The 19,324-nt window shown below is 58.2% G+C and carries 16 protein-coding genes; 10 read left to right on the top strand and 6 right to left on the bottom strand.

Annotation, left to right across the window (positions count from 1 at the left end; all coding sequences use genetic code 11):
- Nucleotides 1-59: 59 nt before the first annotated feature.
- Complete coding sequence (gene treZ, locus H6G07_RS00365) at nucleotides 60-1,895, bottom strand: malto-oligosyltrehalose trehalohydrolase (RefSeq protein ID WP_073606937.1); 1,836 nt, start codon at nucleotides 1,893-1,895, stop codon at nucleotides 60-62.
- Between the two features lie 185 nt (nucleotides 1,896-2,080).
- Between treZ and H6G07_RS26790 the strand changes: the two genes are divergently transcribed.
- On the top strand, nucleotides 2,081-3,787 hold the full coding sequence (locus H6G07_RS26790) for an RluA family pseudouridine synthase (RefSeq protein ID WP_206756247.1): 1,707 nt from the start codon (nucleotides 2,081-2,083) through the stop codon (nucleotides 3,785-3,787).
- A 96-nt stretch (nucleotides 3,788-3,883) separates the two neighbouring features.
- Here the strand turns inward: H6G07_RS26790 and H6G07_RS00355 are convergent, their stop codons facing one another.
- Nucleotides 3,884-4,165: a hypothetical protein gene (locus H6G07_RS00355; protein ID WP_073606938.1), complete on the bottom strand. Its 282-nt coding sequence runs from the start codon at nucleotides 4,163-4,165 to the stop codon at nucleotides 3,884-3,886.
- A 274-nt stretch (nucleotides 4,166-4,439) separates the two neighbouring features.
- Here H6G07_RS00355 and H6G07_RS00350 point away from each other — a divergent pair, with 274 nt between their 5' ends.
- The 7 genes from H6G07_RS00350 (at nucleotide 4,440) to H6G07_RS00325 (ending at nucleotide 9,773) form a co-directional block, all read left to right on the top strand.
- Nucleotides 4,440-4,685 (top strand): helix-turn-helix transcriptional regulator, encoded by a 246-nt coding sequence (locus H6G07_RS00350; protein ID WP_073606939.1) that lies wholly within the window; start codon nucleotides 4,440-4,442, stop codon nucleotides 4,683-4,685.
- Between the two features lie 553 nt (nucleotides 4,686-5,238).
- Nucleotides 5,239-5,361, top strand: coding sequence for a hypothetical protein (locus H6G07_RS26595; protein WP_277882031.1), 123 nt, complete (start codon nucleotides 5,239-5,241; stop codon nucleotides 5,359-5,361).
- Between the two features lie 143 nt (nucleotides 5,362-5,504).
- Nucleotides 5,505-8,219, top strand: a complete 2,715-nt coding sequence (locus H6G07_RS00345; protein WP_073606940.1) for a DNA methyltransferase — start codon at nucleotides 5,505-5,507, stop codon at nucleotides 8,217-8,219.
- Between the two features lie 125 nt (nucleotides 8,220-8,344).
- A complete protein-coding gene (locus tag H6G07_RS00340; RefSeq protein ID WP_073606941.1) occupies nucleotides 8,345-8,656 on the top strand; it encodes a DUF4258 domain-containing protein in 312 nt (103 codons plus the stop codon).
- Nucleotides 8,641-8,859 carry a DUF2283 domain-containing protein gene (locus H6G07_RS00335; RefSeq protein ID WP_035990708.1) on the top strand — a complete coding sequence of 73 codons (219 nt, stop codon included), beginning with the start codon at nucleotides 8,641-8,643 and terminating at the stop codon, nucleotides 8,857-8,859. The genes H6G07_RS00340 and H6G07_RS00335 overlap by 16 nt, the downstream gene beginning before the upstream one ends.
- A 110-nt stretch (nucleotides 8,860-8,969) precedes the next feature.
- The gene (locus H6G07_RS00330; RefSeq protein ID WP_073606942.1) at nucleotides 8,970-9,179 is read left to right on the top strand and encodes a hypothetical protein; all 210 of its coding nucleotides are present in this window, start codon (nucleotides 8,970-8,972) and stop codon (nucleotides 9,177-9,179) included.
- A gap of 120 nt (nucleotides 9,180-9,299) precedes the next feature.
- A complete protein-coding gene (locus H6G07_RS00325; RefSeq protein ID WP_073606943.1) occupies nucleotides 9,300-9,773 on the top strand; it encodes a hypothetical protein in 474 nt (157 codons plus the stop codon).
- Between the two features lie 60 nt (nucleotides 9,774-9,833).
- On the opposite strand, the gene H6G07_RS00320 is transcribed toward H6G07_RS00325, so the two are convergent.
- The 4 genes from H6G07_RS00320 to H6G07_RS00305 all read right to left on the bottom strand — a co-directional run bounded on the left by H6G07_RS00320 (nucleotide 9,834) and on the right by H6G07_RS00305 (nucleotide 15,403).
- Nucleotides 9,834-10,091 (bottom strand): DUF2442 domain-containing protein, encoded by a 258-nt coding sequence (locus H6G07_RS00320; RefSeq protein WP_073606944.1) that lies wholly within the window; start codon nucleotides 10,089-10,091, stop codon nucleotides 9,834-9,836.
- Between the two features lies 1 nt (nucleotide 10,092).
- Nucleotides 10,093-10,650 (bottom strand): GNAT family N-acetyltransferase, encoded by a 558-nt coding sequence (locus H6G07_RS00315; protein ID WP_073606945.1) that lies wholly within the window; start codon nucleotides 10,648-10,650, stop codon nucleotides 10,093-10,095.
- Nucleotides 10,651-10,742: 92 nt separating this feature from the next.
- Nucleotides 10,743-12,224 (bottom strand): MBOAT family O-acyltransferase, encoded by a 1,482-nt coding sequence (locus tag H6G07_RS00310; RefSeq protein ID WP_073606946.1) that lies wholly within the window; start codon nucleotides 12,222-12,224, stop codon nucleotides 10,743-10,745.
- The gene (locus tag H6G07_RS00305; RefSeq protein ID WP_073606947.1) at nucleotides 12,221-15,403 is read right to left on the bottom strand and encodes a hypothetical protein; all 3,183 of its coding nucleotides are present in this window, start codon (nucleotides 15,401-15,403) and stop codon (nucleotides 12,221-12,223) included. Before H6G07_RS00305 ends, H6G07_RS00310 begins: the two co-directional genes overlap by 4 nt.
- 393 nt (nucleotides 15,404-15,796) lie before the next feature.
- Between H6G07_RS00305 and H6G07_RS00300 the strand changes: the two genes are divergently transcribed.
- Together H6G07_RS00300 and ppc are read left to right on the top strand one after the other, a co-directional pair.
- Complete coding sequence (locus tag H6G07_RS00300; RefSeq protein WP_073606948.1) at nucleotides 15,797-16,030, top strand: hypothetical protein; 234 nt, start codon at nucleotides 15,797-15,799, stop codon at nucleotides 16,028-16,030.
- 178 nt (nucleotides 16,031-16,208) lie between these two features.
- The gene (gene ppc / locus H6G07_RS00295; RefSeq protein WP_073606949.1) at nucleotides 16,209-19,322 is read left to right on the top strand and encodes a phosphoenolpyruvate carboxylase; all 3,114 of its coding nucleotides are present in this window, start codon (nucleotides 16,209-16,211) and stop codon (nucleotides 19,320-19,322) included.
- Nucleotides 19,323-19,324: the final 2 nt, after the last annotated feature.

Here is a 19,324-nt window from a genome sequence, read left to right as displayed (position 1 = left end):
GGGGCCTACTCTCAAGCTGGCCTTGGTATAACCCAGAGCGCCTAGAGAGTCAACCGTTCCTACATAGTTGTGTAGAGAGCAAACCCAAGCGGGGGCATTTCTAAGGACTGGGCTTCGGTGATTTTTTCAGGGAGAGATGATCCTGGCCCAGCCCACTCAGCGGTGGCGGAGTCAAAGGTCAGCACCCAGGGCTGCTGGGGCGGGGCCAGGTCGATGACGCTGACACCCTGGTTGAAGTTCATCAGGCAGAGTAGTTGCCCACTTTCAATTGCCCGACGGTAGACAATCACCTTAGTGTCTTCGTCGCTGCTAATCTCCATATCTTTGGAATAGGAGGGCGCATTGAGCTTGAGCTGTCGCCGCAGCTCTAGCAGGCGTTGGTAGTAGTTCAACAGCGTTTTGTGCTTGCCTTCGCCGCGCAGGTGCCAGTTCAATTTTGACGCTTCGTAGGTGGCCACCTCGTGGGCGGGGGCGGGTTCACCAAAGCCGTGGGCTTCTTTAAATTCGCGTTTGCGCCCCTCATAGACGGCCTCAATTAAATCGGGATCGCTGTGGTCAATGAAGTAGTTAAAGGGGGCTTCTTCACCGTATTCTTCGCCCATAAAAATCAGGGGGATGTAGGGTGAGGTCAGCAGCACTCCTGCCGTTAGTTTCAAGGCATCAAAAGGCACGAGTTTAGAGAGGCGATCGCAGCCTTTGGCATTACCAATTTGGTCGTGGTTTTGGGCACAGACAATGAATTGATCGGAGGGCAAATCGGTGGCAGAGTTGCCGTGCCGCCGATGCCGAAAGGGTGAGTAGGTGCCGCTATAGACAAAGCGATCGCGGATGGCTGTCGCCAGGGCTTCGCAGGTGCCAAAGTCTTGGTAATAGCCGTAGCGTTCGCCGGTAATCATGGTGTGCAACGCGTGGTGAAAATCGTCGCTCCACTGGGCGCGCAGGGCAAAGCCCCCCTGCTCGGCAGGGCGAATGATGCGGGTGTCGTTGAGGTCGCTTTCGGCGGTGACGTACAGCGGCTTGCCCACCTGCTCAGACAGCTGGGCCACGGCCTCGGCCATCTCGGCCAGCAGGTGCTTGGCGCTAAAGTCGTAGATGGCGTGAATCGCGTCGAGCCGCAGCCCGTCGATGTGAAACTCGCGCAGCCAGTAGAGCGCATTTTGAATGCAGTAGTGGCGCACCCCATCCGACCAGGTGTCGTCAAAGTTGATGGCGTTGCCCCAGGGGGTGTTGTATTTGTCGGTGGTATAGGGGCCGTAGCTGCCGGTGTAGTTGCCCTCTGGCCCCAGGTGGTTGTAGACCACATCGAGAATCACCGCCAAGCCTTCTTGGTGGCAGGCATCGACCAGGCGCTTGAGCCCGTTGGGGCCGCCGTAGGAGTTTTGCGTGGCGTAAGGGAACACGCCGTCGTAGCCCCAGTTGCGCTCGCCGGGAAACTGCGCCACCGGCAAAATTTCAACGGCGGTAATGCCCAGGGCTTTGAGGTCGGCTAGCTGAGCGATCGCAGAGTCAAAGGTGCCTTCGGCGGTAAAGGTGCCGACATGCATTTCATAGATAACGTAGTCTGACCAGGGAATATTTTTCCAGGCCTCGTCGCCCCATTCGTAAGTATTGAGATCGACCACTGCCGAGGGGCCATGCACCCCTTCGGGCTGATAAAACGAAGCTGGATCGGGCCGCACATCGGCTTCGTTTATGCAGTATTGATACTGGGTGTCTTCGGCGACGTCATCAACCGAAATTGTCCAATAGCCTTCCTCACTTTTCTGCATAGGAAAGGAGGCTTTTTTAGGTGAGAGAAGCCGCAGCTCGACAGAGTCTAGCTCAGGCCCCCAAAGTGTAAAATGGCACTGTCCATCGGCTTGGAGAATGGCTCCAACTTTGAGGTCTGATCTCATGGGGAATAATCTTTTTTAGGCGAAGGTAGGGGGCGATGCCCAAGCGAAGCATCACGCACCGTAACTTTATCAGCGCCAATTTGATTCCCAATCTCCTCTTAGATAGATCTTGCTCTCTACTTAGACGGAAATCATGGCGCTGGGTGAAGGCCCTATAGTCAGAAGGATTAGAGACTTCTTTGGCCGTGCCTGACCTACCTTTTCATACCCTCGATGCCTTTTTAGGTGGGGTGCGGCTGCCTGATCTAGGGTTGGCTGATTACTACTACCAGGGCTACTGCCCTCGCACGGGGCAGCACTACCGATTGCCCCGCACAGCAATGGCTCGGGCGATCGCCCAATCCCTCATGACCCAGCTCGGCGATGTTTACGCCATCGAGGGCAAGATGTTTGGGGTGCTGGTGGTGCAGTCACCCGAGGGACAAACCGGGGTGCTCAAGGCGTTTTCGGGGCTGTGGCAGGGGCGAGAGCGGGTGCCCGGTTGGGTGCCGCCGATACCAGGAAGGGATGAGGTGGCGCTGCAAGAGGCACGTACTCTCAATGCGCTGGAGGCGATTAAAGACCGCCTGTTGGTATTGCAGCGGTTGCCAGAGCGGGAGACCTACGGTCGGTTGCAGGAGGAGCAGGCCGAGGCTCGCCAGGTGTTGAACCAGAGGCACCGCGATCGCAAACAAGCCCGCGACCTTCAGCGCCAAACCTTGGCTAGCAACCTCACCGGAGATGCACTTGCGGAAGCTCTAGCAGCTCTGGAGCAAGAGAGCCGGGGCGATAAGGCCGAGCTGCGGCAGTTTAAGCAGCGATGGGGCGATCGCCTTGCCCCTCTAGAAGTCACTATCCAATCTGCTGATACGGAAATCGCTGCCCTCAGGCAGCAGCGTCGCGCCCTATCCCGCCAGCTCCAGGCTGAGATGCACGCCGCCTATACCCTCACCAACTTTGCGGGCGAATCTTTGGCTATCCAGAACTTAGCGGCCCAGGGCAATCTGCCCACCGGTACGGGCGACTGCTGTGCCCCTAAGCTGCTGCACGCGGCGGCTCAGCATGGCCTGGTGCCCCTGGCGATGGCTGAGTTTTGGTGGGGAGCGCCCCAGGGCGACAAGCAGCCGGGTGAATTTTATAGGGCCTGCGCCGAGCGCTGTCAGCCGATTATGGGGTTTCTATTGTCAGGATTGTCGGCCCAGGTGTTGGGCGCAGCCAAACTCCCCGTAGGGGCGCAGCATGCTGCGCCCCTACAACCCTCACAAGCTGGGGACATTCAACCAGAGTTGGGGATTCCCGTTCTATACCAAGACCCGTGGATGATTGCGGTGGATAAACCGGCGGGGCTGCTGTCGGTGCCGGGTCGCTACCGCGATCGCCAAGATAGCGTGCTTACCCGCCTGCGCCTGACCCTACCCGAGGGAGCGTTCTTGCAACCCGTGCATCGGCTCGACCAAGACACCTCTGGGGTGCTGTTGCTGGCGCTCGATGCCGAAACCCACCGCCAGCTCGGCCAGCAGTTTGAGCATCGCCAGGTGCAGAAAACCTACCAGGCGATCGCGGTGGGTCACGTCTTTGAATCGTCGGGGATCATTGACCTGCCGCTGTGGGGTGACCCTACGCAGCGGCCCCGGCAGCAGGTGAATTGGCAGCACGGTAAACCCAGCCAAACCAAGTTTGAGGTGCTGGGCCGAGAGGGAGTGCTGACGCGAATTGCTTTTTACCCGCTGACGGGGCGCACTCACCAGCTGCGGGTGCATGCGGCCCAGGGGCTGAATGCGCCGATTTGGGGCGATCGCCTCTATGGCTACAGCGAACCGGGGCAGCGTCTGCACCTCCATGCCCAATCGCTACAATTTGCCCATCCCCACAGCCAGGATGTAGTTCTTCTAAACTCCGCTGTGCCGTTTTAGCTGCGGCGGCTTTGAGGAAGCAGTTTACCTAGTGGTGGGCAGTGCCCACCCTACCTCTGGATGCAGGGCTGCTTGCCCTATCACTTGATCACCCCATCACCCCGTCACCCGATCGCGCTGGCTGTAGCGCAACACATCGCCAGCATCGGGGCGAATGATCAGGCCGTTAGCGGGGATGTCGATCGCATGGCTCCAGCTGACGCGCTCTAGGTAGCCGAGCAGGTGCAGGCGATCGATGGCGTGCTGGGTGTCGTCGGGAGAGCCGACCAGGTAGTGCCGCAGGCGGCGGTGCGGCACCATAGCTATAGGAATTGTCGGCAGCGGCGTCTGTGCCGTTCCCTGGATGTAGGACGGCAAAAAAGATTGAGCTTGCAACATTTAGAAAGTCCTCAACAGCAGAACGAAGCGTAGGGTGGGCACTGCCCACCACCCAGCCACAGCGTTTCAGCGACCCCACGGCCAGCAAAAACTAGCCCCCGCGATCGCAGATGGCAAAAGAACATGATGGGTAACGGTAGAATGGGGCACGACAGCCAGGAGAAGGACACGCAGAATGCGATGCAGCCTTCCCTGGAAACTCATGCCTCATTTTGAGGCTTTATTTTGAATATGTCAATCTGAGGCTTTGATTTGAGACCTCTACTGTTAACCAATGGCTGAAGAAAGCGCCCTACCAGCAGAATCAAAGCTCTCCCCCATAGAGGTCTTGAGGCTAGAGCGCACCAAACTGACTCAAGATGAGTTGGCGGTTCGCTGTGGCATACCCCGCTCCACTTACCAGCGCTGGATTGCTGGCAAGACTGAGGCGAAGTTGAGCCTTGCCCAGCTCAAAGCCCTTGGTCAAGAGCTGGGAATTGAGCGACTTGAAGATATTCCAGACAATTTTTCGGCTAGGTAAGCGCGATGGCAGTCTGCTCCACGCGTAGGGTGCATTCTCGGCCCACCAGTCCGCGCAAAGCCTCACAGATTCTGACTTTGGGCCGCAATGCACCGCTCACTGTATCAAGTGTCTCGCTTGACGCCCATGGTGCGTTACGGCCAGGGCAAAGCGTACTGCCCCCTTGCCGAGTTAGTCTGAGGCCGGGAACGCACCCTACACATAATCAAGCTTTCGGTGAGTTCGACGGGCTAAAACCTCTGTTTTCGGGCTACCTTGACAGGGCTGGCGATGCTCATCCTACGGTCGGCTTTTAAGACGTTTCACCAAAAGGACTCAGCCTTTCGAGTAAATTACTCGACATTCCAAGAAAATTACTCGGAGTCTCGAGCAGATCACTCGGCGTGCCGAGAGAATTACTCAGCGCTTCGGGCACACAGCCCGACAGTTGGAGAAAACTACTTGGCGTGCCGAGAAAATTACTCGAAACCTGGAGTAAATCCCTCGGAATCTCGCATTCTGAAGCTGAAGGCAGAGGATAAGATTGTGACGACTGCCCTTTGCTAGCTGGTTCATGGCTTTGATAGACCGCGCCAAGCTGCTGCAAACTCTGACTGCTCTACCGCCCCAGCAGTTTGGCAAGATCGAGTTAGCCTTGTTGGGTTCTGCTGGCGCGCCACCCAACTTGCAAACCTAGACTTGAGAGAGCACTAGCCGTCTGGTTTCATGCATCGTTAAGGTTTTGGTCAAAACCCAAAGGCATCCGGGATCTATGGCTAAGGTTTGAGGAAAGAAAATACCCCCTGTTCCGCTGATCATTGCCAAGGTCGTAGCTCTCCCATGTCCACCACTGCTCAGCGCCTGCAAGAGTTCGCCCAGTTTGTGCAAGCACACCTCAAGGGCGACGAAAAAGGCGAGTCGCAGATCTTTCTCGACAAGTTCTTTCGTGCCTTTGGTCATGAGGGGGCCGTAGAAGCGGGCGCAGTCTACGAAGAGCGCATTGCTAAGGGCAGCAAAAAGGGCAAAACCGGCTACGCCGACCTGGTCTGGAAGCCCCGCGTGCTAATCGAGATGAAAAAGCGCGGGGCCGACCTCAGCAAGCACTACTCTCAAGCCTTTGACTACTGGCAGCGGGCGGTGCCCGATCGCCCCCGCTATGTGCTGCTGTGCAATTTTGATGAGTTTTGGGTCTACGACTTCGACACTCAGATCGATACGCCGATTGATACCGTAGCTCTAGCCGATTTGCCCGATCGCACTGCTGTCTTTGGCTTTATGGAAGTCACTGTGCGCAAGTCGGTGTTTGGCAACAACCAGGTAGAAGTCACCGAAAAAGCCGCCGGACGTATGGGCGAGCTGTATGCCATGCTGCGCGATCGCCTTACCCGCCAGGGAGATTTTGACCAGCCGGATATGGTGGCCCAGCGGTTTGTGCTGCAAAGCGTGCTGGCTATGTTTGCCGAAGACCGCGCCCTGCTGCCTGACAGTCTGTTTGTGCAGTCGGTGCAAGACTGTCTGGGGGGCGAGAGCAGCTACGATGTGCTGGGCAACCTGTTTAGCGCTATGAATGCCCCTGGCATTACCCCCGCTGGGCGATTTAAGGGGGTCGATTATTTTAACGGTGGCCTGTTTGCCCATATTGACCCTATTGACCTAACGCACCCAGAGCTAAAGCTGCTGGAGGTGGCGGCGCTGGAGAATTGGAGCAAGGTGCGCCCGGCTATCTTTGGCAGCATTTTTGAGTCGGCGATCGATGCTAAAACGCGCCATGCCCACGGCATTCACTACACTGCCGAGGCCGACATTATGAAAATTGTGCGGCCCACTATCTCACGCTATTGGGAAGAGCGCATTGACCAGGCAAACACGATTCCTGAGCTAGAGGCGCTACAGCTAGAGCTGCAAACCTACCGGGTGCTAGACCCGGCCTGTGGGTCGGGCAACTTTCTCTACATTGCTTACCAAGAGCTAAAGCAAATTGAGCAAACGCTGCTAGATAAAATCGCTAGCCGCCGCAAGTCGCCCCGTGCTCAAATTCAAATGGGCTTTGTGACGCCGCTGCAATTTTATGGCATCGACAACAACCCGTTTGCGGTGGAGCTGGCACGGGTAACGCTGATGATTGCGCGAAAGGTGGCGATCGATCGCCTGGGGTTGCAAGACTATGAACCCGCCCTGCCGTTAGATACGCTAGATAAGAATATTGTCTGCCAAGATGCTCTGTTTACCGAGTGGCCCAAGGCGGATGCGATCATCGGGAATCCCCCTTTCTTGGGTGGAAAGTACATGCGACTTGCAATAGGTGATGAATATATAGATCGCGTTTTCCAGAAATTTCCAGACGTAAAGGATTCAGTAGATTTTTGCGCTTACTGGTTTCGCTTAGCTCATGACCATATTCAAGAAAATAGCAGAGTAGGCCTAGTTGGAACAAACTCAGTTAGTCAAGGCAAAAGCCGAATTGCAGCGCTTGACTATGTTGTCCAGAATGGAGGCCATATCCATGAGGCCATTTCAACACAGCCTTGGTCTGGCCAAGCAAAAGTCCATGTCAGCATTGTGAATTGGAACAAGCAAGAGTCCGAGCAAAATTTTCTTGACAACATGCCAGTTAGATACATTAGTTCATCACTAAAGTCAAGTGTTGACGTATCCTATGCAAGCTTATTAGCAAATAACTCTGGCTACAGCTTTGTTGGAATACAACCTACCGGATCCGGCTTTGTTATTGATAGTGATACAGCAGAAAAATGGAAAAAAATAAATTCCAAAAACTCTGATGTTCTTAAGCTTTATTTAACAGGCTCAAAAGTAACGGAGAATGTAAACGGCACTCCCGACAGATGGATTATAGATTTTGGTGAAATGTCCTTAGAGGATGCCTCTCTTTATAAGGAGCCATTTGAGCATGTCAAGCAAGTCGTAAAACCAGAGAGAAGCAAGAATAGAAATCAAGCACTCCAAGTGACCTGGTGGAGGTTTGAGAAGGTTAGACCCGCCATGAGACTTGCTGTTGAAAACTTATCTGAATTTTTTGCGGTTTCAGAAGTTTCAAAATGGGCCATATTCATACCCTGTCCCTTGTTTTGGTTGCCAGGTAATACAACTAAGGTAGTAGCTTCAGAGGATTTTTATATCTTTGGCATTTTGTCATCTTCTATGCATCGTTTGTGGGTAAGTGCTCAAAGTTCAACTTTAAAGGGAGATACTCGTTATACTCCACGCACCTGCTTTGAAACCTTCCCGTTTCCGCAGGCCCCCAGCGCCAAAACTATTCAGCAAATCCGCACTAAAGCGATCGAACTGCACCAATACCGCAGCGACCAAATGCAGCAAAAACAGTGGGGCATTACCAAACTCTACAACGCCTACTTCCACGAACCCGTCAGCCAGCTCTACAAACTCCACAAACAGCTCGACGCCCTGGTGCTGCAAGCCTACGGCTTTGACCCCACCGACGACCTCCTCGAAAAACTCCTCGCCCTCAACCTAGAGGTAGCCGCCAAAGAACAGCGCGGCGAACCTGCGATCGGCCCCTGGGATCCGACACAATAGCCCACCCATATCGAGTTTCCCCGTAACGCAAGCGGTGCATCCAGTCTTTCCCCGCCAGGCTAACCCCTATTCCATAGCGGCGATGCACCCTACGCTAGGGAAGATCTCCAAAGCATCAACTCGCTGTGCAAATTCTTGTCGATTACCAAGGTCGCCAGATTCGGTTAACTGACGAAAGGTTAGCTCACATTCTTGAGCACCCTGAAATGGCTAGTATGGAAACAGCGATCCAAGAAGCCCTCTCTAACCCAGAGGTCGTCAGGGTCTCTAACACCGATGACGCTGTCCACCTCTACTATCGTTATCGCGAAAGTACTATCGTCGGCGACAAATGGCTCTGCGTCGTCGTGAAATATCTAGACAACGATGCCTTTGTCATCACCGCCTATTTGACCGACAAACTCAAACAGGGAGAGCAACTATGGCCCAATCTGTAAAAATCTGGTTTGACCCCGAAGCCGACTTCCTCGAAGTGCTCTTCTCAGATGCCCCCGGCTACCTGCGCGAAACCGACCACGACGCCATCATGGAACGGGTAGATGACCAGGGCAACATCCTGGGTTTTTCTGTACTCAGCGTCAGCAAACTCTCCAAAGAAAAACCCCTCTATGCCCAGTTGATTGCACCCAATGCGGCCTAGATCTAGTTTCTCTGTGCCGCAGACGGCAACCTATCTACTTTGTAGCTGTACTACCATGCGTATAGCGCCAAATTGATATATCCAAACCGCTCTTTTTCTCGGTCACAGCCATGGAAACCATTGCCATCCAAGTCGATCGAGACGTTGCCAAAGCCTACCGCGAAGCCGCTCCCGCCGAGCAGCTTAAGATCCAGCAGCTTCTCAATAGCTGGTTCAAGCAAACCATGAAGCGCCGCTCCCTCGATGACATTATTCGCGACATGCAAGCTCAAGCCCAGGCCAATGGGCTAACCCCCGACATCCTCAGCAAAATTTTGTAAGTTCTTAAGTGCCACAGGTCAGCTGTAGGAGCAGGTGCGCAAATAAAATTCAATCTTCATAAAGATTTTGTATTTACGGCTGGGAATCTTGAGAAAACCATCTTGAGAGGCACCTACCTTATGACCAGCAACTACATCAGCGCCACCCTTTCCCCACAAGCCCGCGACGAAATCATGAGCGCGATCGCCGCCATTCGCGACAATCTCCCCTTCATCGTCGATGTGGCCCCAAAAGTCAAAAAATCTATGCCCAAAATGGGCGACAAAAGCCGCGCCTTCGTGCAAAAAGCCCTCGATATTGCCGTTCAACACCCCGACTTTTTGCCCCGCTCCTTCGACATCGCCGAACTCCAGCGCGACGTGCATTTGTTTGAGACCATTTACCCTCTGGCCATGGCGATCGCCCAGCTCCAAGCCGACCTCGACGACACCCTCGCCGCCGTCGGCAGCGACGCCTTTACCGCCGCCCTTCAGGTCTACCGCCACGCCAAAGCCCACGGCGACGGCAGCGGCCTCGACGCCATGGTCGAAGACCTCGGCCAGCGCTTCGAGCGTCAGCCCCGCAAAAAAGCCGCGATCGAAGCCGCCATGTAAGGGCATCATTAAACCTCGACTCCGGCTGTATGGATGGAACATTTGGGATGTCGCTAGTTGTTATTCAGCAACATCCCAAATGCTTTCGAAAGTGCTTTCTAAAAACAGCGTATCTGGGCTAAAGTCTTGCTCATTGGGCCACTGCACGCCCCCAAAAAACGGCTTTACCTGCTCAAAGTAGTGAGGAGCCTGTAACTCTTTGAAGATTCCTTTGCTTAGATAAGGCGAGACATCAAAAAACCTGATTTCGCCATTGTCAAAAAACAAGCGCAGCCTGCTGTTTCCCAGCGCTTCTACCTTGATGACTTTTGGCGACACCTCAACCTCCTACTTCCCAATCCTCGCGCAGCAGACCGTAGAGAACCACATCGCGATACACGCCCCACTTCGGCGTTTGCCGCCGCCGATAGCCCTCCTGCACCAGGCCCAGCTTTTCCAGCACCCGGCCCGAGGCAGGGTTGTCGCCAAAACGTATGGCATTAATGCGGTTCAGCCCCAGCGTGCTAAACCCAAAATCCACAACAGCGGCCCCGGCTTCCGTTGCATAGCCCTGACCCCAGTAAGGCTTTCCTATCCAATAGCCCAGCTCTGCCATGTTGTAGGCCGGGTATAAGCCCAACCCCACCGAACCGCAGAGATCGCCGTCAGGCAGCACAACAGCGTAGTTAATGGCTTTCTTCTCTGCCCAAGCCGCTGGCCGCTGGTTAATCCACTCCTCCGCATCGGCCTCGCTGTAGGGGTGGGGAATCGAGAGGGTGTATTCAGCAACAGCGCGATCGCCCGCCAGCGCCACCACCGCCGCCACATCCGCCAGCCCAAACGGTCGCAACACCAACCGCGCCGTATACAAAACTGGCTGCTCATCTGGTAATTCCATAAGCTCTAGGCAGGACGCTCACCGCTCCACTCAACCCCCAGCAAGCAGCGTTAACTCTACCCCCTACCCCCAACTCCCTACTCCCCACCCATTTAGAAGTCGAAATAAATATACGGCAACGTCTCCGCCGGAGCCAACAGCCAGGCCATCACGCTAAACAACGGCACCAGCAGCAGCTTCACCGGCCAGCTCAGCTCTAGCTTTAGCCCTCGCTTGATCACATAGGCCCCCGCCATCAGCCCCACCACCCCGCAGAGCAGCAGCAGCAGTTGCGTAAAGGTAAAGCCCAGCGACTCCAGGTAGACCAGCTGACTAAACTGCGCATCTGACGGCGTGCCCCAGAGCCGTTGCAGGGCCAGGGTGTAGCGATCGGGCTCGGGCAGCCGAAAGAACAGCCAGCTAAAGAACACCAGCCCCTGAGTGAGCAGCCAGCCCAGCCCTGTCCCCGGCAGCGTGCCCCAAAACGCTTTGAGTTTGGGCACCGCTTTGCCCCACGACTGGGTGAGGCGATGCACCACCAGCCCCGCCCCGTGAATGGCACCCCAGATGAGAAAACCCCAGTTGTTGCCGTGCCAGACCCCCGCAATCAGCATTACCGCCATTAGGTTAATGCAGGTGCGCACCACCCCCCGCCGCGACCCTCCCAGGGGAAAGTAGAGGTAGTTGCGCAGCCAGTCGCCCAGGGTAATGTGCCAGCGTCGCCAAAAGTCGGCCAGACTGGTGGTGAAGTAGGGGGCGTCAAAGTTTTGGGGGAGGTTAATGCCCATCAGCAGGGCGCTGCCTCGGGCAATGTTCACATAGGCGCTGAAGTCGAGGTAGAGCTGAAGGCCGTAGGCAAAGGTGGCCAGCCAGATGTCGGCGCTGCCCGCCCGCTCCAGGTTGTCAAAGCTGAGGTTGACCAAAATGGCAATGTGGTCGGCAATCAGCAGCTTTTTCATCGCCCCGTAGGCGATCAGCCATAGCCCCTCAACGGCGGTGTTGAGGCCCGGCGGCTTTTGCTGCTCGACCTGGTCGATAAAGGGGTGAAACCGGGTGATGGGGCCAGAGATGAGCTTCGGGAAGTAGAGCTTGTAGGCGGCAAAGTCAGAGAAGTTGAGCGCCGCTGGCGACCCCCGATACACATCCACCAGGTAGGCGATGCACTCAAAGACAAAGAAGCTCAGCCCCAGGGGCATGATAATGCGGGTGAGGGTGTCGTCGGGGGCGCTGCCCAGCTCAATCCCCAGCCAGCGAAACAGCCCTTCGCCATACTTAAACCCCAGCAGCAGCGCCACGTTGAGGCCCACGCCCAGCCACAGCAGCTGAGTGCGGCGCTGGTTCCAGCCCCGTTCAGCCAGTTGCCAGCGGGGGTTGGGGATGCGCCAGTCGAGGGGGGCGGCGATCGCATTGCCAACCAAAAACGTCACGATCAGCAGCGCCACCATTAGCAGCAGATACTGTACCTGAATCGAGGCGTAGAAGATCAGGCTGGCCACCACCAGCAGCCACAGCCGCGCTTGCAATGATTCCAGCGTCCAAAACACGCCGACGACGCTGAGCAAAAACAGGGCGTAGACCAGGGAGGGCAGGGTCATGGCAGGGCGGGGGGAGCAGGGGGAGCGGCGGGACGGGGCCAGGCAATTAGCGGGTCTTGGCCCAGCTGGCTAGAGACCTGGTACGCGCCGTAGCGGTTCAGGTGGCTGGGATCGGAAAAATAGTCGTAGCGATCGGGCCAGAGCTGGGCAAAGTCGCGGAAGAGAAACCCGGTTTCGGTGGTGGAGAGCTTGAGCATGTGCTGCAAGAACTCGGCCTCGGCATCGCGCCGATAGTCGTCGAGGTATTCATCGGTGAGGGGGGTGTTGATGAACACGATGGGAATGTCTTGCTCTTGGGTAAAGCTGAGCAGATTGGCAAAGGCTTCGACCTGCTGGCCCTCGAGGCGAAAGCTGTCATAGTCGCCGTCGTAGCGGCCCGAAACCCGGGCAAAGTCCTGGTAGTAGGTGGCCGGGTTAAACCGCACCGAGAGGGCCAAGAAGCCGTCGAAGTCGATGGTACTGCCCTCGGGCATGGCGGCATCGAGGGCTTCTTCGCTAGAGCCGGTGGGGGTGGGGGTGGCAACCATCAGCCGCTGCTGAAACCAGCCCTTGAGGCGATCGCGATCGGCATACACCGCTGAAACCGTAGCCAGCCGACCGCTGAGCCACTCATCCATCGCGGCGTAGCTGTTGGGCAACGACCCGGTGGGAGTTTTGGGGCTACCTGGGGCGGCGGGGTCAGCGGGGTCGGCGACAACCTCGGTGGCTTCGCCGCGGCGGCTGACCACCTCGCGGTAGCCGGGGGAGGCCGCAATGGCATTGTAGGTAGCATCGACCCGCCCGCTGTTAAAGGCCCGCGCCCCGTCGGCCCAGATAATCAGCTGGGGCAGCTGGTCGGGTTCGAGCACCTGGCGAATCACCAGATCCACCACCTGGGCCGTGGCCCCGTTAATGCCAAAGTTGAAGATGCTGACATTCTCGTAACCGATAGTGGCCAGCTCCTGGCGCAGGGCTGCGGGGTCAACCCCCCGCAGAGCGCGGGAGCTGCCGACAATCATCACGTCGGGGGGGCCAGACTGCTCTAGGTGCTGATAGTAGAGGGCCAGCTTTTCGTTCATCTGGTCGCTGTTGAAGCTGGCGAACGACGCTTGCTCGACCAGGTCATCGATGGCGACGATGGGCTGGCTGGGGCTGGTGTCGAGGTCTTGTGCCCCAGCAGTGTCGCCGTTGGAATCGCTGGTAAAGCCCCCCTCGCCCCAGCCGTTGTCGCTGCTTTGAGAACCGGGCCAGTCAAGCTCGGCCAGATCTTCTGCCAGGGGGTCGCTAGGCTCAGAAGGTTCGGTCAGGGGGGGAGCGATGGCTTCGGCCTTGGCCTGCTGGCTCGGCGGGGTAATAATCTGCCCCAGCAACCAGTCCACTTGAAGGGCGACAAGGATGCCTACCGCCGCCCACACCACGGCAATCTTGAACCCGTCGGAGCGGCCCAGGTCATCTAGGCTCTCGACGCCATCGCCCCGGTCGGGGGTGGCGCTGGTTAGCAGCTGCGATCGCAGCAGCAAGTGGCGTCCCTGGGTGAGCACGTCCTGCATCCATTGGCTGAGGGCAACGTCCTCCTCTAGCTCGGCTTCAAGTTCAGCGGTGGTGACCGGGCCGTCGGGCCGCACCAGCAGCTCGTTGACGTAGGAGTCGGAGGCGGTGAACTCGGGGGTGGCCTCGGGCACCAGGCGGCGACGGGCCAAAAAGTCTTGGCCAAAGGTCCAGGCGGGCTGCGACTGCCCCGATCGCCGCCCGTAAATTCGCACCCCCTCGATGCCCATGGGGCTAAGAGACAGCAGATAGTCGTTGATGGGCGGGGCTACCAGGCGGCGGCGGGGGGCCACCGGGCCATCGACCATGACGTGCAGCAGCCCGTCGCGGCGCAGCAGCTGCACCCGCTGGCCACCGGTGGCCAGGCGGTCGTCGAGGCTGGGGTTGAGCAGCCGGGTGAGCAGAAAGGCGATCGCGGGCAGGTCGCCGGTCTGGCCCAGATACTCGGGGGTATCGGCCAGGGCGCTGTGCTCGGCGGCGGGCAGGTCGAGGTAGTGCACCCAGGCGGGGGTGGCGTTGGCTCCAGCCTGGCCATAGATCACCGCTCGAGGAATGCCTTGGGGAGCGAGGTCGTTGAGGGGCGTCGTCAGGGCTTCGAGCACGGCCTCCTGGGCGGCTAGCCCCTCGGCCTGCTGAGTGTCGTGGTCGCCGCTCTGGGGTGAGCAGATCAGGTGCAGGGTGCCGTTGGTAAGTTCGGCGGTGATGCCTAGGTGCCAGCTGGCCACCGCCGCTGAAAGTAAGCGGGCGATCGCATCGGTATCGCCCCAGCGGCCCCACTCCCGCAGCATTTCCTCGGGCGGGGTGAGGTCAATGCGCAGGCTCCAGTCGGGCTTGGTTTCGCCTCGCACCTGAAGCAGCAGCACCGCATCCTTAAATTGGGTGAGCTGAAGCTGCCGCAGCCGTTCTGCCGTGGGTCGGGCAATCAGCGAGGGGTCGGGGCTGTAGGTGGCCTCGCAGAGAATCCATAGCCGCGAGATAGTCGTATCGGTGCCTGCCGGGTCATCTGCCGTGGTGTCGCTATCGTCGCCAGCGATGCGCGATGCCAGCCCAACCGGAATTGCCATCCGGTGCAGGTGGGCGGTGCCGGGGATGGCCTTAATGCTGACCCACACGCCGACATCCAGGCTGCTGAGGGTCTCGCTCAGGTACCAGGCGATCGCCTCGGGGTCGCCCTTGCGGGCCAGGCTCAGGTTCGACATCACGATCGCCCCGCTGCCGCCCTCGACTCCCCGGGCCGACTGGCCCTGGTTATATTTCTCCAGCAGCGACTGGGTGGCCTTGATATCGGCCTCGTCCTGGTTTTCGAGCACTAGCTGGGCCAGGTGGCGCTCTAGCCGGTTGAGATAGATCGGGGCTGTCCAGCCGGGGGTGGGGTTGCCCTCTAGCCTGCTATAAACGTAGAGCTGATACACCTGGGGGTAGTGCTGGCGCACTAGGTCGTCGCCGCCTTCGATCAGCGATCGCACCAGCTTGAGCAGCACCGCCGACTGATCTAGCGCCGATGGGGTCTCGCAGAGCACGTGGAGAATGTTGCCCCGCAGCTTGATGTGCAGCTCCGCCGTGGGCAACCCCATGGCCTGCTTCAGCCAGCCCAGCACGGTGTCTGCTGGGGAATTGGGGCTAAGGGTGGGGTTGGATAAAGACACAGGCATAGGGGGTCAGGGTAACGGCTAGGCTAGGGCCACACTCCCGAATTGTGAGACAACGCCTGGCCGTGGCGCAGTCGGTTTAATTTATACCAACTCCAGCGCCATTCAGCCGATTTCTTTTGGGGCAATTTCAAAACTGGGCCAGCCCAGGTCGCGCCCAGCCATTGACTCTATCCTACTCGCCCCATCCTACTTGCTCGACAATACAGAGATCATAGGAATGCCCTGGCCAAGGCCACCTGGTCAGGTGCAAGGCTCCTTGTCTACTATATTAGTGATCAATTGCACCGACGGTATGGCTAGGCGATCGCTCCCCGAGACCCTTCCAGTGGTGCTTCCAGCGTCGGCCATGGCCCTAGGTTCACTCTTCTTTGTGCCCCAACTTGTGATTATCCTATGACCTCGTCGCCCCCTTCTGATTCCGCTCCAGTTAACCGCCTGTCTGCCGAGGTGGCGGTGGGTCTGCTGGTGCCCCCGGTGCTGCTCGGTATTGTGCTCACCCGTGCCCTAGCCGATGGGCTCACCCAGCTAGGTCTGGTCAGTGAGCAGCTGTTTGCGGGCGATCGCCTACCCAACTTGCACATGCCGCCGGTTGCGCCCGATCTTGCGGCCCCTGCACCTGAGGTTTAGGTTGTTTTGGCAAGGGTTCTCTCTTTTCTGAAAGCCCTGCCAGAAGAAGGGTTGACGGCTTTGACCAGGACTGATTAATGGCTAATGTTTTCAATTTGTTCATCTAGATAAACTTCTTCCGGTCAGGGTAATCCTATAGAATCTTTGCGATATCCCCGTTCTCTCTGCTGTCATACCCATGAGTTCAACGCTCCACTCCTCCGGGGATGCCCGGCCCGCAGCTCAGACTGACCCGGCTAGCCTGCCCGCAGCGGTGGATGATCAGTCCTCCTGGCAAGATTTGCTGCTGCGCCACCGGCTGCGCGTGGTCGAAGACCTGTGGGAAAACGTTCTGGAGCATGCCTGTGGCCCTGAACTCTTAAAGCTGCTCCAGCAGCTGCGGCGCATGTGCTCCCCCGAGGGGCAGGCCCCCACCGCCGCCGAGGCGCGGGTCAAAGCCGTGGTTGAGGTGGTCGAGGCCCTCGACCTCGAAGACGCCATTCGCGCCTCGAGGGCCTTTGCCCTCTACTTTCAGCTGATTAACATCGTCGAACAGCACTACGAGCAGCGCGATCAGCAGCAGCAGTATCGGGCCGCCTACGAAACCTCAGAACTGGCCCAGCGCATCGGCCAGTCGATTTTTGGCAACACTGTCAGCGACAGCGAGTCGAGCAACCTTTTCCAGGCCGACCTGTTGACTCGCAGCATCGCCGACCCCCCCAGCAGCCGCAAAGAGGCGGGTACCTTCCACTGGCTGTTCCCCACCCTCAAGCGGCTGAACGTGCCACCCCAGGTGATCCAAAACTTGATCGATCAGCTGGACGTGCGGCTGGTGTTTACCGCCCACCCCACCGAAATTGTGCGCCACACCATCCGCGACAAGCAGCGGCGGATCGCCAGCATTTTGCGCCAGATGGATCAGGCCGAAGAAAGCGCCCAAACCCTAGGTCTGGCTTCCTCCTGGGAAATCGAAGAACTCAAAGAACAGCTCACCGAAGAAATTCGCCTCTGGTGGCGCACCGACGAGCTGCACCAGTTTAAGCCCTCGGTGCTCGACGAGGTCGACTACACCCTGCACTACTTCAACGTAGTGCTGTTTGATGCGCTGCCCCAGCTCTACCAGCGGTTTGAGCGGGCGATCGCCACCACATTCCCCGAGCTTGACCCGCCCCGCCACCGCTTTTGCCGGTTTGGCTCCTGGGTGGGGGCCGATCGCGACGGCAACCCCTCCGTCACCCCCGAAGTCACCTGGAAGACCGCCTGCTACCAGCGCAACCTGGTGCTGACCAAGTACATGGCCTCCATCGATCGCCTCGTCGAGCTGCTCAGCCTCTCCCTCCACTGGAGCGAGGTGCTGCCCGAGCTGCTCGAATCGCTGGAGCAAGACCAGGTCAAAATGGCCGACATCTATGACGAGCTAGCGATTCGCTATCGTCAAGAGCCCTACCGTCTCAAGCTGGCCTACATCAAGCAGCGGCTGAAGAATACTTGCGATCGCAGCCAGCGCCTATACCAGAGCGACCCCTTCGCCGACCACTCCAACGACCCCAGCGGCTTGCCCATCTACCGCTACGGCCACGAGTTTTTGGCTGAGCTGCGGCTGATTCAGCGCAACTTAGAAGCCACTGGCCTCAACTGCCAAGACCTCAACACCCTGATCTGCCAGGTCGAAATCTTTGGCTTCAACCTGGCTCAGCTTGACCTGCGGCAAGAGAGCACACGCCACTCCGACGCCCTCGACGAGATCGCCGAGTACCTGCAAGTGTTGCCCCAGCCCTACAGCGAGCTGCCTGAGGCCGACAAAATTGCTTGGCTAGTCAGCGAACTCACCACCCGCCGCCCCCTTACCCCGCGCGAGCTGCCCTTCTCCGACAAAACCCGCGAGACCATCGCTACTCTGCACATGGTGCGCCAGCTCCACCAGGAGTTTGGCCCCGACATCTGTGGCAGCTATGTGATCAGCATGAGCCACACCGTCAGTGACCTGCTAGAGGTGCTGCTGCTGGCCAAGGAGGCGGGCCTCTACGACCCCAGCGCCGAGCTCAGCAGCCTGCAGCCGGTGCCCCTGTTTGAAACTGTCGAAGACCTCCAGCGCGCCCCGGCGGTGATGGAGGAGCTGTTTCAGTTGCCGCTGTATCGCAACCTGCTAGAAGGTCAGGCCAACCAGCCCGCCGACGAAGGCCCCGGCAGCGTGGCCACGCCGCGGGCGGTGCCTCTGCAAGAGGTGATGCTGGGCTATTCCGACAGCAATAAAGACTCCGGCTTTCTCAGCAGCAACTGGGAAATTCACAAGGCCCAGCAGGCGCTCCAGACCACCGCCGATCGCTACGGCGTTTCCCTGCGCATCTTCCACGGGCGCGGCGGCTCAGTGGGGCGCGGCGGCGGCCCCGCCTACGAGGCGATTTTGGCCCAGCCGGGCCGCAGCATCAAAGGCCGGATCAAAATTACCGAGCAGGGCGAGGTGCTGGCCTCTAAGTACAACCTCTCAGACCTGGCTCTCTACAACCTAGAGACAGTGACCACCGCCGTCATTCAGGCCAGCCTGCTGAGCAACAGCGTCGATGACATTCAGCCCTGGAATGAGACTATGGAGGAGCTGGCCACCCGCTCCCGCAGCCACTACCGCCAGCTAATCTACGAACAGCCTGACCTGGTCAACTTCTTCCACCAGGTCACCCCCATTCAAGAGATTAGCCAGCTCCAGATCAGCTCGCGCCCCTCGCGCCGAGGCGGCAAAAAAGACCTCGGCAGCCTGCGGGCGATTCCCTGGGTGTTTAGCTGGACCCAGGCCCGGTTTTTGCTGCCCTCTTGGTACGGGGTGGGCACGGCCCTGCAAGAGTTTGTGGACGAAGCACCGGAGGAACACCTTAAGGTGCTGCGCTACTTCTACAGCAAGTGGCCTTTCTTCAAGATGGTGATCTCAAAGGTTGAGATGACTCTGGCCAAGGTCGATCTGCAAATTGCTGAGCACTACGTGCGCGAACTCACCACCCCCGAAGATAAAGAGCGGTTTTTGGCGTTGTTCGACACCATTTCCCAGGAGTTTTACCTGACTCGGGATATGGTGCTGCGGATTACCGACTGCGATCGCCTGCTCGATGGCGACCCCGATTTGCAGCGATCGGTCTACCTGCGCAATGGCACCATTGTGCCCCTGGGCTTTTTGCAGGTGGCCCTGCTGAAACGCCTGCGCCAGTATAAAGATCAGGCGGCAACGGGGGTGATTCGATCGCGCTACAGCCAAGGCGAGTTATTGCGCGGCGCACTGCTTACCATCAACGGCATCGCGGCGGGGATGCGGAACACAGGTTGATT

Source organism: Phormidium tenue FACHB-1052 (assembly GCF_014696675.1).
Classification (GTDB): Bacteria; Cyanobacteriota; Cyanobacteriia; order Phormidesmidales; family Phormidesmidaceae; genus Nodosilinea; species Nodosilinea tenuis_A.
Note: the sequence above shows the minus strand (reverse complement) of the source record. Positions and strands in the feature narration are given on the sequence as shown.